12 protein-coding genes are annotated in these 14047 nt (G+C 60.9%); 4 read left to right on the top strand and 8 right to left on the bottom strand.

The features are described from left to right. Positions 1–7: 7 nt before the first annotated feature. A complete protein-coding gene (locus AB4Z24_RS04400) occupies positions 8–1099 on the bottom strand; it encodes a patatin-like phospholipase family protein (RefSeq protein ID WP_441706192.1) in 1092 nt (363 codons plus the stop codon). 351 nt (positions 1100–1450) lie between these two features. Beyond that, complete coding sequence (locus AB4Z24_RS04405; protein ID WP_441706193.1) at positions 1451–2356, bottom strand: metallophosphoesterase family protein; 906 nt, start codon at positions 2354–2356, stop codon at positions 1451–1453. Positions 2357–2451: 95 nt separating this feature from the next. Here AB4Z24_RS04405 and AB4Z24_RS04410 point away from each other — a divergent pair, with 95 nt between their 5' ends. The 4 genes from AB4Z24_RS04410 to AB4Z24_RS04425 all read left to right on the top strand — a co-directional run bounded on the left by AB4Z24_RS04410 (position 2452) and on the right by AB4Z24_RS04425 (position 6304). Then, positions 2452–2904: an NUDIX domain-containing protein gene (locus tag AB4Z24_RS04410; protein ID WP_441706194.1), complete on the top strand. Its 453-nt coding sequence runs from the start codon at positions 2452–2454 to the stop codon at positions 2902–2904. Between the two features lie 54 nt (positions 2905–2958). Beyond that, positions 2959–3480, top strand: coding sequence for a GNAT family N-acetyltransferase (locus AB4Z24_RS04415; RefSeq protein WP_441706195.1), 522 nt, complete (start codon positions 2959–2961; stop codon positions 3478–3480). Between the two features lie 181 nt (positions 3481–3661). Beyond that, positions 3662–5824 carry a DUF1217 domain-containing protein gene (locus AB4Z24_RS04420; protein WP_441706196.1) on the top strand — a complete coding sequence of 721 codons (2163 nt, stop codon included), beginning with the start codon at positions 3662–3664 and terminating at the stop codon, positions 5822–5824. 159 nt (positions 5825–5983) lie between these two features. Then, on the top strand, positions 5984–6304 hold the full coding sequence (locus AB4Z24_RS04425) for a hypothetical protein (RefSeq protein WP_441706197.1): 321 nt from the start codon (positions 5984–5986) through the stop codon (positions 6302–6304). A gap of 27 nt (positions 6305–6331) precedes the next feature. Here AB4Z24_RS04425 and AB4Z24_RS04430 read toward each other — a convergent pair whose 3' ends face one another. The 6 genes from AB4Z24_RS04430 to AB4Z24_RS04455 form a co-directional block, all read right to left on the bottom strand. After that, positions 6332–7156, bottom strand: coding sequence for a hypothetical protein (locus AB4Z24_RS04430; protein ID WP_441706198.1), 825 nt, complete (start codon positions 7154–7156; stop codon positions 6332–6334). Between the two features lie 288 nt (positions 7157–7444). Next, complete coding sequence (locus AB4Z24_RS04435) at positions 7445–8242, bottom strand: YdcF family protein (RefSeq protein WP_441706199.1); 798 nt, start codon at positions 8240–8242, stop codon at positions 7445–7447. Between the two features lie 80 nt (positions 8243–8322). Continuing rightward, entirely contained in the window at positions 8323–9612 is a 1290-nt protein-coding gene (locus AB4Z24_RS04440; RefSeq protein WP_441706200.1) for an adenylosuccinate synthase, read from the bottom strand. Positions 9613–9731: 119 nt separating this feature from the next. Beyond that, positions 9732–11426 (bottom strand): mucoidy inhibitor MuiA family protein, encoded by a 1695-nt coding sequence (locus AB4Z24_RS04445; protein ID WP_441706201.1) that lies wholly within the window; start codon positions 11424–11426, stop codon positions 9732–9734. A 152-nt stretch (positions 11427–11578) separates the two neighbouring features. After that, on the bottom strand, positions 11579–12751 hold the full coding sequence (locus AB4Z24_RS04450) for a phosphoserine transaminase (protein WP_441706202.1): 1173 nt from the start codon (positions 12749–12751) through the stop codon (positions 11579–11581). A gap of 92 nt (positions 12752–12843) precedes the next feature. Further along, positions 12844–13782, bottom strand: a complete 939-nt coding sequence (locus AB4Z24_RS04455) for a hypothetical protein (RefSeq protein ID WP_441706203.1) — start codon at positions 13780–13782, stop codon at positions 12844–12846. Positions 13783–14047: the final 265 nt, after the last annotated feature.

Consider the following 14047-nt stretch of genomic DNA (forward strand, 5'->3'; position numbering starts at 1 on the left):
TCGCCTATTACTTCTGGCGTTTGCCGCCAGCGCCACGCTTCAGCGCCGGCCGCTTCGCCAAGACCGGCGAGCGGAACGTGATGCCTGCCTCGACGGCGGGGAAGAAGTGCTTGACCAGATCGACGGTTTCGAGCCTGCCGACGGCCGAACGCGCAACGCCGAACCACTTCTCCGCGTAATCGCGTCCCGCACCATGGAGGTACGTGATGATGTCCCAATCGGGCTTCACGGTCGTCTCGGGATTGAGCTCACCCGTCACCGGACCTCCATCGATCAGATGGAAACGGTGGCGGCAAATCGGCGCGAGACGGCCTTTCGCGAGAAGCGGTCCCGATGTCTCGCGCGCCGCCGTTATGACCTCGATGTCGCGCAGCAGCGGCGCGTTGAACGTCAGACGATTGGCGTGATTTGAAATATCGCGCGCCGTCGTCGGCAACTTCGTATTGACGCGCGGCGCGACCATCACGAGCAGCGTGTCGCCGACCGGGCTTTCGCTCGCGAGCGTCACGAGATCCGGATTGGCCGAGAAGCCGCCATCCCAATATGCCGAGCCTTCGATTTCGACCGCGTGATGCATGACCGGCAGACACGCCGACGCAAGCACGGCATCGACCGTAATCTCGTTTTCGCGAAAGAGGCGCGCTCTTCCCGTTGCGACATGCGTCGCCGCAATCAGCAGCTCGACGGGCGACTTCGCGCGGATCAACTCGAAATCGACATGCTCAGTGAGCAGCCGGCGCAGCGGATCGAAGCCGAGCGGATTGAATTCATAAGGCGACAACATCGTCGTGAAATGCGTCGTCAAGTGCGACGGCCGAACGAGCCCATTGAGAAAGGGATTGAGCCGCGTCAGATCCGGAATCGCCGCGTTATGAATGGCATGCCAGATCTTGTACATTTTCTCGCGCGCCTTATCGCGCGAACCTTCGGCAAGCCCCGCCGCGAGAGCGACCGCGTTGACCGCGCCCGCGCTCGTCGCGCTGATCCAGCCGAACTGAAGCGTCTCATCTTCCAGCAGCCGGTCGAGCACGCCCCACGTAAAGGCGCCATGCACTCCGCCGCCCTGAAGGGCGAGATTGATGTAAGCAGACTTCGGCAAACCGCATTGCTCCCCGCAGGCCAATCGGAAACCAAGGCCAGCGTGATCCCATATCATTAACGCCGGGGGCAAGCGTGTGACCGAGACGCCGCGGCAGAACGACTGGGCATTCACAAAGGTTAGTCACTAGCGTGTAAATGTTACACATGCCCATTGAGCATTTTTTGCTCAACGCTTGTGCGATCGGAGCCGCTGTTGTGCTCGGCGCGTAGGCGTCAACTCGCGAGATGGCGGATCGTAATCCAAGATCGAGCGCGTGCGTCAGCTTGCAGCATCACTGTCACGATATTGGCACGCTGTTGGCGCGCGTGGCATTTGGCCGCTCGGAAAACAATCGTACAGTCGACGCGATCACAGTTCCGGCGTGAGAACAGTCTCGCTGATTTTTTTGACCGGACCATCGGGCGCATCGATTCCGCGCACGACATGACGGATGCGAAGCCCAGTCCCGTTTTTGAAGAACGTGAAGAGATTGTAGCTCGCTAAGGGTTCTTTGCCATGCGCGAAACCCGCCGACGCCGAAGCCACGCCGACCACCGGAATGGGTTTCGTGCGCGACGGCAGCCAGTCAACGCGCGATTGATGATTGTGTCCGTAGAGCACAAGCTCGGCATTGCCACGTTCGAGGAGATGCGCGAAGTGCGCAGCATCGCTCAGCGCCCGCCGCGGCGGCGCAAGATTGGGAAGCGGTGGATGGTGGATGAGAACGACGCGGACGACGCCTTCTTCACCGAGTGCCGCAAGTTGCTCACCGGCGATCTCCAGCTGATGGGCTCCGAGCCGCCCGCTGGCGACGAAGGGCGGCGTCTCCACCGCCGAATTCAAGCCGACGAGCGCAATCGGCCCGATCCGCCGGACGAACGGGAAGGCCAGCGTCTCGTTCTCTCCCCCCATGTATTCCGCCCACCGCGCGACCCCGGGATCGCCGTGGAGGCTCGAATAGATGTCATGATTTCCCGGAACGACGGTGACGTTCTCGGGTGGCCCGATGCTTTCAAGCCAAGCGTGCGCCGCTTCGTACTCCCGCGGCAGCCCGAGATTGATGAGATCCCCCGTGATCGTGATATGATCGACACGCAGTGCAGCCGCATCGGCGAGCAACTTGTCGGCGATCTCACCTTGATGAACTCGGCGCCGTTTGCGAATCCAGTTCACATATCCGAGCGCGCGCTTGGCATTCCAATGCCGCCAGCCGGCCCCCAAAACCGGCGGCAGATGCACATCGGAAAAGTGCGCAAGCGTGAAAAATTCGGTCATGCCGGGAATTGGGCGTATCCTGAGGGAAGGACACTCTAGCACACCGTGACAACGAGCAAATGCCTCACGACCGGCAGGAAAGGGAGAGTTTGCCCTTGAGAGAGGACCGACCCCTTCTAGGCGTGTTCGTCGCCCGCGCCTTCCAGCAATATTGGCGGCTGACGCGTGGCGTGTATCTGGACGTCGAGGCGTGCGTCATCGACGAAGCGGACCGCATTCTCCTGGTGCGAAAGGCAGCGGACGGCGCGTGGAGCTTGCCGGCTTCGACGGTCCGGAACGGCGAAAACCTCGAGACCGCGCTCCGGCGCCTTATGCGCGACGTGGCAGGCATCGAGGCTAGTTCGAAACCCGAGTTGCGCGGTTTCCATACCGAAAGCCCGGACCGGCAGACGGGAATATACGTCGTCCGCAACTGGCAGCGGCTTTCCGCCCCCCCGACGTTCCAAACGGGCTTCTTCGCGCCGGCCTCCTTGCCGGCCGGTGTCACAAAGCCGGCCGCCGAGCGAATTAGCCGCTTGGTTGAGGGTCGCACAATTTCCCAAACATGATAGAAGGCCCCGCCTGCCGGGCTTGCCGGCGTCCTCGAGCCTGACTGTCCGCGCATGTCCCCATCGATCGTCATTCGCAAAGCGCATCCCGAAGATATCGTCGAGATATCGAGGTTGCATGCGCGCGTCTTCGGACCCGGACGTTTTGCGAGATCCGCCTACCGGGTGCGCGAGGGCAAAGGGCATCTGTCACGGTTCTGTCTCGTCGCCTGCATCGGCAACGAGGTCGTCGCCTCGATCCGGACGACGGAAATCACCATCGGCGGCGCGAAGGGCGCCATCCTGCTCGGACCGGTGGCGGTCGATGCCGACCATCGCACCTTCGGACTGGGCAGCAAGCTCATAACGGCAGCGCTCGAAGCCGCGCACAAGGGCGGCGCCAAGCTCGTCGTGCTGGTCGGAGATCATCCCTACTACGGACGTTTCGGCTTCAACGCCGTCCCGCCCGGCCAGATCGTCTTCCCCGGCCCCGTCAACCCGTTCCGCATTCTGGCCCATGAACTGGAACCGGGCGCGCTCGCGAGCTATCGCGGACTGGTGGTTGCAGAGCCCCCCGGAGAATTGCCGGATAATTGAGTGTCGCGCTCCCGGCAGTAACGACATCGTAACACGAATCTGTCGACGATCGGTCGTGCCCGTCCGTGACGCATGAGTTGTATCCAAACTCATCGAGCGCCGGGCAACAACTTGTCAGGTCCAGTGCAAGCTCCGAGACCATAATGCGCGTACGTGAATCGACTGCAGCAGAAAGCCCGCGATGATCTCAACATACCTGCTCTACCGGACCTACGCCGCCGACCTGCCGAAAACGCTCTCGCGCATTTCCGCCCAGAGCGATGTGTCGAACGCCGCCAAGTACTATCAGGCCAACATCGGCAGCGTGAAAACGGTCGATGACTTCCTGAACAATTCGCGGCTTTTCACCTACGCGATGACGGCATATGGCTTGAGCGACATGGCCTACGCCAAAGCCTTCATGAAAAAGGTTCTGACCAGCGACCTGACGGACTCCCAGAGCTTCGTCAACAAGCTCACCGACCCGCGATTTGCCGATTTCGCGAAAGCTTTCCAATTCTCGACCGACGGCACGCTCGCAACGCAGCCCACGGTCGCCCAGAATGCCACGGAAGAGAACGACACGATTGGCTTGTACACGCAGCAGCAGACCAACAAGGGCAGCGCCGCCGTGACCGAAGCCACCTACTACCAGGCCGCGATCGGCAACGTGACGTCCGTCGACCAATTGATGTCGAATTCGCGTCTGTTGAACTTTGCGATGACGGCCTTTGGACTCGGCTCGTCCAACGTCACTAGCGCCACGATCAAAGCCGTACTGACGAGCGATCTCTCGGATCCCAATAGCGTCGCCAATACGCTCTCGACTTCAAACCCCAATTTCAAGCTGCTCGCGTCCGCGTTCAATTTCGCGGCCGATGGCAGCGTGAATGGAACGGCGCAATCGTCGAGCAACGTCGTCACCGCAATTTCGCAGTACTTCAACGCGACCGGAACGAATGCTGCCCCAGCGGTCGCGACATACAAAACGCAATATTATCAAACCGCCCTTTCAGGCGTGACTTCGGTCGACGACTTGCTGTCGAACCCGATCATGTACGATGTTGCGTTGACGGCGTTCGGCCTCAACCCCACCACGGAATCGCAAACGCTCATACGCCAGGTCCTGACGAGCGATCTCTCCGATCCGAACAGCGTCGCAAATCAACAGAAAAACACCGCGTATCAGAAGCTCGCAGCGGCATTCAGCTTCAACACCGACGGCTCGGTCCAAAATGGCGCCGCGCAGACGACCACTCAGGTCAACACCCTGATCAACCTCTATAAGTCGAACTACAACGCGGCCCAAAACACGTCCGACGCCGCAGCGACCAAGGCCTACCAGGACGCGATCGCCGCTTCGACGACCGTGAAAGGCTTACTGAACAGCACGGCGTACAACTACATTCTGTCCGCCTACGGAATAGATCCGCTCACGACTTCGCAGTACACGATCACGAAGATCTTGCAGAGCGACGCGAGCGACCCGAACAGCTTCGCAAACCAATCGCATAACCCCGCCTATATCGCGATGGCGGCGGCGTTCAACTTCGATTCAAACGGCAATGCCAAGACCGCTGAGGTTGCCCAAACGGACGCAAACCTGAAATCGACGGTCAAACTCTACATGACGCAAGCCGGCACGACGACGGCAGCGCTGGATCAGGCCGAGACCGATAGCAACTATTACGCGACCACCATCGCCAACATCACCAACGTCGATGATCTGCTGAAAGACCCCAAGCTCGTGACGTTCATGACCAGCGCCTACGGATTGAAGGACGCAAACCTTTCGACCTCCGATCTGCGCCAGATCCTGACGAGCGATCCGCTCGATCCGAAGAGCTACATTAATAAGCCTGAAAATGCCAAATATCGTCCGCTTGCCGTAGCATTCAATTTCGGAACCGACGGCAAGACGCTCAACGTACCGCCAGGCCAGGCGCAGGACCGCAGCCAGATGGTCTCGACGATGGACGGCTACGTCGAGCAGACGATGGAAAGCCAAGCCGGAGACCAGAGTGACGGCGTTCGCCTTGCGCTCTACTTCCAGAAGAAGGCGACAGGCATCACGTCCGCTTATCAGATCCTCGCGGATAAGGCCCTGTTGCAGTTCACCCAGACTGCCCTTGGCCTGTCCTCGATGATGTCAGCCGCCGATATCGATACTCAGGCGAAGATGATAACCAATAAACTGAACCTGACCGACCTTCAGGATCCGACCAAGCTGAACAAGCTTATTGCGCAGTTCTCGGCGCTTTATGATGCCACGAACTCGACGGCCAGCAGTTCTCCGATCCTTCAGATCCTGCAAGGAAATTCAAATTCCAACGGCATCATAACCATTGATCCAATAACGGTATAGGGCGTCCGCCAGCCCCTCGCTCCGGGCCGGCGGCGTCGCATTCTGTGCCATTAAAGCAGCAGACTGTAGGATCCGGCTAAACGGTCTTTTAGTTGTTGGCGGGCAGGATTACTCTCCGCAGTCAGCCTGCGACGCAGTCCGATGCGAAGGACCCGAGCGATGAAATCTCTTGCTTTCACTTGCGCAGTCTCAGCCTCTTTGCTGCTGTCGGCCGCCGCCGCAGTCGCCCAGCCGCCCCGCTCAGGTTCCGGCCCCCGAGGCCCGGACGGCGGCGTCCAATGGGCGCCTGTCGATCGCACGGGACCGACGTTTGCGGCCGACGACTTCCTGCTGCCGGACTCAGGCTGGAACGGCCACGGCGTCAGCACGGCCGGTGTTGCGGGACCCAATTGGACGCTGAGACAGCCGGTCTTCGGTCCACCGTTGCCGACGCTCCCGACGCGGCGCCGGGGTTACATCATATTGGACAACGGCAACTGATATCCCTCGCTCGGGATAATCACCCGTTCAGAACGCGCGGAATCTGAAGCGCGCGGGAACGCTGGTGTCGCGGCTGCTGCCGCCGCGTATGCCGCCGTACCAAGCCGCGGCAAGACCAATGAGAAGACCGATGCCGGTGAGCAGTCCGGAAAGCTCCGTCGCCTTCTTCGCCTTGTCGAGCGCCGCAATCGCATCGGTATAGGCCGTATCGACACGAGCTTGCGCGTCGGTCAGCGCGATACCGGCTCTCGCGGCGACGATCGACGAAACGAGGTTTTTATCGTTCGGAGAAAGATGCTCGTTGCCGAACGACCTCATGAAAACCGCTTCGATCGTCTTCTCTTCCTCTGGACTGAGAAGCTGCACGTTGGTGACGGGCTTGCCCTCTGGCGGCGTGGCCAACGCGGAAAGAACTCGCGAAAGCGGGCTCGACGATGTACTCGAGAATTTCGCAATTGCCGAGTGTTCGCCCCGGAGCGCGGCAGAGCCGGCGCTCACCACGATCCAGGTGGCAAATAGTACGCAGACGCCCCAAGTAACGAATCCCTGCAGCCCGTCGCGATATTCGACTTCATCGGGCGGCACATCGGCAGCGCGCGGACGCACGCGAGCCGCGACAAATCCCGCAATGAGAAACCATGCGATCGTCGCGATCAGCACCCACGCCGCCGCGAGCGAAGCGGCCAGCCACGTATGGGACTGGCCGGGCCATGGAGACAAAAGCGACAGTCCGGCTGCAATGCCGATAGACATCAGAACAAAGTAAAGCGCCGTTCCCGCCACTGCACCGGCAAATATGCCTCGCCAGCTGAGAAACGGACTCGTATCGCGCACGTCGACGATTTCAACCATCGTGGCATCTCCATCGATCATCTAAAACCCAGAAGGCCCAGAAGAAACGAAATGACCACGATCAACCCGATCAGATAAATGATCTCGTGCACTGCACGTCTCCTCACATCATGCCGCACGATCAACTTTACCGGGAGGAGTTTGTTCCGGAAAAGAACGCCTTCGCATTTGCAGCAACGCTATTGGGAGATGTTCAGAAGTCGGTCTGCACTTTACTCATGAAATTGTTGCCGCCGGCGCAACGAAGTCTGAACCATGCAGCCCCGATTCTGCGAGCGAGCTTCGGCATCAGGGTTTCGGAAATAACGACGTGCTCCGCCCAGACACCCAGTACGCGAACAATCCGATCCACTCTTTGGCGGCGAGATCCGTTCGCGCCAATCCGGCGGAAACGCTGTCCAGCGGACGAACCGCATCCCGTCTGCCGCGCGTCCGGAAATCGACCGGATAGGGCACGACGTCATATCCGGCCTTTCGAAATACGCCGACCGAACGCGGCATATGGTAGGCCGATGTGACCAGAAGCCATTTGTCTTGCGGAGTGGGATTGACGAGAGGCTTCGTGAACATCGCGTTCTCGTAGGTATTCCGAGAGAGGTTCTCGATCACGATGCGGTTCGGCTCGATGCCGGAGTCGACGAAAAACTTCCGGATTTCCGGTCCAATCCCCTCGCCGCCGAAAAGAGACCCGCTGCCGCCGGTGAAGATCACTTTTGCATCGGGAAGCGCGCGCGCAAGGCGCAGCGTCTCGGTCAACCGTTCCGCCGACTCGTTGAGTGCCAAGCCGCCTCGGCTGTCGGTTATCGCTCCGTCTTCAAAGCCGCCCAATAGAATGATGCCACTGATTTTCTCGTGCGGCACATCCGGAACGCGCGTCGCAAAGCGCTGCTCCAGCGGCAGAACGAGGATATTCCCACCGGGCAGGAAGCCGAAAAGAACGATGATTCCGAAGCCGACCGACAAAAAGAACGCGCCGGACTTCGGACGCCGGAATTGTAGACAAAGAAATCCAGCGGCAAGCGCGAGAACCGCCAGTGTCGATGGCTGAATGCAGAAGAAGACGACCTTCGATGCGATGAAAAACATTGCGATCGCCCCTGCCCTCGCCCGTCAGCCTCCGATGATCACGACCGGGCGCGCCCGCACGCCCCGCCGCCCCTTCGCTCTCAGATGAAGGGGTCCTTCATCAAAATGGTGTCGTCGCGCTCGGGGCTCGTCGAGAGGAGCGTGATCGGACATTCGATCAATTCCTCGACCCGGCGGACGTACTTCACGGCTTGTGCCGGAAGATCGGCCCACCGCCGCGCGCCTTGCGTCGATTCCGACCAGCCCTCGAAGTCTTCGTAGATCGGCTCGATGACTGCCTGAGCGGACGAACTTCCCGGCAGCCGCTCGATGCGCTCGCCGTTGAGCTTGTAGCCGACGCAGATACGGATCGTATCGAAGCCGTCGAGAACGTCGAGCTTGGTCAGCGCGATGCCGTCGATGCCGGAAACCTTCGCGACCTGCCGCACCAGCACGCTGTCGAACCAGCCGCAGCGCCGCTTGCGACCCGTAACGGTGCCGAACTCACGGCCGCGCTCGCCGATCCGTTCGCCGATGGCATCCGTCAGCTCCGTTGGGAACGGGCCCGATCCGACGCGCGTCGTGTACGCCTTGGCGATGCCGAGCACATAACCGACGTGACCGGGGCCGATGCCGGACCCCGTCGCCGCCTGACCCGCGACCGTGTTCGATGACGTGACGAACGGATATGTGCCGTGGTCGACGTCGAGAAGCGCGCCCTGTGCACCCTCGAACAGGATGCGCTTGCCCTGGCGCCGCGCCTGATCGAGAAGCTCCCACGTCACATCCGTATAGGGAAGAACCTTCGGCGCGATGGCGAGAAGCTCTGCCATCAGCTCGTCCTTCGCGACCTCAGGCTGACCGAGCCCCCGTCGGAGCGCATTGTGATGCGCGAGCGCCCGATCGATCTTCGCACCAAGCGTCGCGGGTGACGCCAGATCCTGCACACGGATCGCGCGGCGCCCGACCTTGTCTTCATACGCGGGGCCGATGCCGCGGCCGGTCGTGCCGATCTTTTCGGTGCCCGCCGCAGCCTCGCGGACGACATCGAGCTCGCGATGCAAAGGAAGAATGAGCGTCGCGTTCTCGGCGATGCGTAGATTCTCGGGCGTGATGGCGATGCCCTGTTGGGTCAATCGCGCGATCTCATCGACCAACGCCCACGGGTCGATGACGACGCCATTGCCGATGACGGAAAGCTTGTCCGGCCGCACCACACCCGAAGGCAGCAGCGACAGCTTGAACGTCGTGCCGCCGATGACAAGCGTGTGTCCGGCATTATGTCCGCCTTGGAAGCGGACAACGACGTCGGCGCGCTCCGACAGCCAATCCACGATCTTGCCCTTGCCCTCGTCCCCCCATTGGGCTCCGACCACCACCACGTTTGCCATTTAGTTCAACCTTCTCACTTCTCATGATTTGGCCCCGGCATCGGCCAGGGCCTCGCGGCAATTCCGCTAGCTTAATTCAAGATCCGGCCCAAGATCCGGCCAGTATCCGACTTGTCGCCTCAGGGTCCGTAGACGACGGACTTCGCCGCCGGCCACGAAACGCGATAGCCGTACTCCAGAATTTTTTCCTCATCCGGCTCCAGCTTGGCCTGGAACCCGATGATACCGCGCTTGTCGTCGACGTTCTGCACTGTCGGCGAAACGCGACCCGTCAGTTCGACCTTGATGTCGTCGTTCTGCGCCACAGGAACGCGATCGAGGATGGTTACGTCAATGGCCCGCTCATGCATGTTTTTGACATTGACGCGGAAGTTCCGGCTATCGACGTGCGACGTCGAAATGAGCCCGCTCTCACCGCGCTTTTCTTCCAGCACCGCATGCTTGATCTTCACCTGGTCGTCGATGCCGAAGCCGAGATCATGCTCGCTGCCCGGACTGAGAAGGGGCAAATCACCGGTGCCGACGAACGTGCCGTCGCGGAACAGATAAACCGTGCCGGGCAGCAGAGGCGTGCCCTTGGCGAACTTCAACTTCGCGTAGAGGTAGGCACTCGTATCGACCTTGGGCACTGCACGGCAGCTCAACGCCGGCTCGAGCGCCTCCGAAGCGAGAAGCACGCGCTTGGCTTCACCCGTTCCGGAGATGCTCGCGCGCCCCGGAACCTCGAACGTTGCCTCGAATGGCGCGCTTTGCAGCTGCGCCACGGCTTCTTCGACGTTGACGGACTCGGACGCTGCCTGCTCGAAATTACCGCCGAGTGCATCCGCGGCAGCGATATTGCGATGCTTCGCCATCAAGCGCGGCGATGGCTCCGAAGGAGGGGCAGGGGCAGCAGCAGCCACCGGCTTCGGCGCCTGTTCGAAATCCACGAATTGCGTTTCGAGATACGGCGCCGACGAACTGTCGCTCGGCCGCGACGTCGAAAGCTTCAGCGAAACCGCATCCCAATTTTCTCCCGAGCGCTGCGTAATCGCCGCGCGCCGGTCAAGCGACAGTTTCGGCGGCTCGGTCTTCGAACCCGTCTGCAGCCGGGCATCGTACAACGGTGCCCAGTGGGCATCCGGAACCTGATAATGCACACTGAGATCGGCCTCGAGCGGCGTCTGCGCGACGACGTGAACGCGCACCTCAGTCTGCTCTGTCCGTGCCGGCGCCAGCGCCGCGAGCTGTTTCTCTGTGTCGGAAATCTGCCGGTTGATGTCGCGAATTTTCTGATCCGCTTCGAGCGCGAGTTTGCTCGCGTCTCCTGTCGCCTGTGCGATGAGCGCCAGAACCTTCGGCCAGTCATCCGGCGGCGATGCGGCATTTGTCGTCTGCGGAGCGGGCCGCGTCGGCAGCTGAGCGAGATTGGCGATGAGCTTCTTCTGCGTCTTCGCAGCCTGCGACTGCGCTTCAACCGTCGTTCGCTGATCCTTGAGCGTCTGGATCGTGTCCTCGAGAACCTTGCGCTGCTTGTCGGCAGCCTCGCTCTCGGCACGCTGCAGCAGCTTCTTCGCCGTATCGACGGACCCGATGTCGAGCTTGCCCGTCGCCTTGCCCTCGACCCTGATGGAACCGGGGATGGCGCTCGCTGGCACGTCGCCGATCACGATCGTATGCTCGCCCTTGTCGATATGCACCTTTGCGATGCGTGTGACCTCGGCGCCCGACAGGAACACCGTCACGTCGTCGATGGTCGACGTAGCCGGCACTTCGGCCGCACGCGCGCTGAACGGCATGGCGGCCAGGAAAGCTGCCGCAAAGACAAAACGCATCTCGCTGTGACCTTTGGTTGTTTGGTTGACGACGCCCGATGAACCGCCTCGGCGAGTGGCGACCCCGGCCGATTATGGCCGATGCAAAGCGCGAGAAAAAGGCATTGACACGGCCGCTATTAACCAGATTACGCGAAGGTCGCCAGTAAAATTCACGCCGGAAGCACCTTAGCCCTTGCCTTTGCGTATCCCCATTCGAGCCAGGGCAAAAGTGCCGCGATATCCTGGCTCTCGACCGTAGTGCCGCACCAGATGCGCAGTCCGGCCGGCATGCCGCGGTAGGCGGCAATATCGAAGGCCGCACCCTCGCCTTCGAGCAGCATCACAATGTTGCGCATGACCTCGAGACGCACGTCCTCCGACGCATTGACCAGCGCCGGTTCCGCGAACCGCATCGCAACGGATGTCTGGGAGCGGGTCCGGTGCTCCGCCGCCAGCGGCGCCACCCACGGGGTCCGGTCGATCCAATCGTAGAGTATCGACGATGTGGCGCGCGCCCGCGCGACTGTCGCATCGATCCCGCCGAGACCTTCCGCCCAGCTGAGAGCATCGAGATAATCTTCGACGCACAGCATCGATGGCGTGTTGATCGTGACGCCCTCGAAAACGTCGCGAAGAATTCCGTCCTTGTTCGTCAGCCGGAAAAGCTTCGGCACCGGCCATGGCGGCCGGTACGACGCGAGCCGTTCGAGCGCGCGCGGAGACACGATGAGCATCCCATGTGCGCCTTCTCCGCCAAGCGCCTTTTGCCAGGAATAGGTCAGCACGTCGATCTTGCGAAGATCGATGTCTTCTGCAAACAGAGCCGACGTGGCATCGCAGATAACGAGCCCTTGCCGGTCATCGGGAATCCAATCGCCGTCAGGCACCTTCACCCCCGTCGTCGTGCCGTTCCAGGTGAAGAGCACGTCGCGCGAGAAATCAACCTTGCCGAGATCGGGAAGATATCCAGGCTCAGCTTCGAACGTGCGCAGATCGGAAAGCTTCAGCTCGGCCGTCGTATCGCGGAGCCAGTTGCGGCCGAACACATCCCACGCCAGCACATCGGCCCCGCGTTCGCCGAGGAGGTTCCACATCGCGAGTTCGAACGCGCCGGTATCGGAGCCCGGAACGATCGCGGCTTCGTAGCCTGGTGGCAAACGGAGGATGCTCCGCGTGCGGTCCACCGCGAGCTTCAATCGCTCACGACCTTCGGTGGAGCGATGCGAACGGCCAGTGAGAGCGCCGCTCAACGCATCCGGGCTCCATCCCGGCCGCTTGACGCAGGGGCCGGACGAAAAGAAGGGGCGAGCTGGCTTGATTTTCGGCTTTTGAGGTTCGGACATCGGGGCCTCTTAGCACGGAGCCCGCCAAAGAAAAAAGGCGGTCGCGAACGACCGCCTTTCCGGCACCAAAGCAACACAAGGGTGCACGTATTCTAATCGAACTTGATCCGAAGGCCGGAGCGGAACTGCTGCAGGATGGCATCCTTGTAGACGATCTTGTTTTCGCCTGCCGCCGACGGAGCCGAGGACGAGATCGCACCGCCCTCCCAAAGCATCTGCCAGCCGTTGTCCCAAATGATGGATTCGGTGAGGTTAGTGGCGACACCGGCTTGCACGGCAGCCGCCAGATTGATCTGGTTCTTGCTGGTCGAACCGTTGTTAGTCGAAGAGTTTCCCGGCAGAGCGGCGTTGCCGGAGCAAGTGCCCGCCGGCGTATATGGGCCATCGATCGAGTTGGTCGCACCGACACACGTGGCCGTTTCCGTATACGAACGCTGCAGCCGCCTCCAGGAGAAGCCGCCACCTGCGCCGATGTATGGCGTAAATCGAGTCCCCGTATTGAAATCGTAGATCAGGTTGACGAGGCCCGTCGTTCGCGAAAGTTTCACGGTGTCGGTGCGCGAAATCGAATACTCGTTTGTATCAATGCTGATGGGACTTCCAAATTTGGGCGCAGAGTTCGTTGCGAAATATCCCAATTTGTGATCATCGGTGATCTGATAATTAGGCGTGTAATCGATCGCAACTTCGGCCCGTAGAGACGGCGTGAGATAGCGGCCGAAAGTCAGGCCGAAAATCGGCGACATGGGAAGGTCGCTGCTGTCTTTCGCAAAGTAACCAGGGCTTGCATCCCCAAGATAGTCGATGTTCGTGTTCTTGGTCGACGCGCTTTGCGAAATGTTTCCGCCGAGCATCAATCCGACGTACCAATCGGAATCCGCGTCATACGTCGGAACAGGAACGGGCGCGGGAACAGGCACCGCAACACCGCCGCCGATATCCTTGACGCCGCCCCAGTCCGCAGCCATTGCAGGCGCCCCACTGGCGGCAAACAGAAAACACGTGGCGATCCACGCCTTCGCAGATTTCATAATTCGATCCCTCAAATCCGGCACGCATTGACATGCGCGCCACTCAAAGACTCTGCTCAACGCTACGCTTGCGCTAACCGAGCCCTAGGAGGGAACAGCGGTTTCGTTTCGGTGTCCGTGGGCTCCCCGGGAAGGAGGAGCCCACTACGCTTCACGGGGAGAGGACACGCGAACGCGAAACACGCACAACAAACCACACCTTTGGCATTCCGGACGGAAACAGGTGCTGCGCCCCTGCTCCAGGTCTTCTCGAAGGCGCGACGGC

It is taken from the genome of Hyphomicrobium sp. 2TAF46 (assembly GCF_052114865.1).
Lineage (GTDB): Bacteria > Pseudomonadota > Alphaproteobacteria > Rhizobiales > Hyphomicrobiaceae > Hyphomicrobium_B.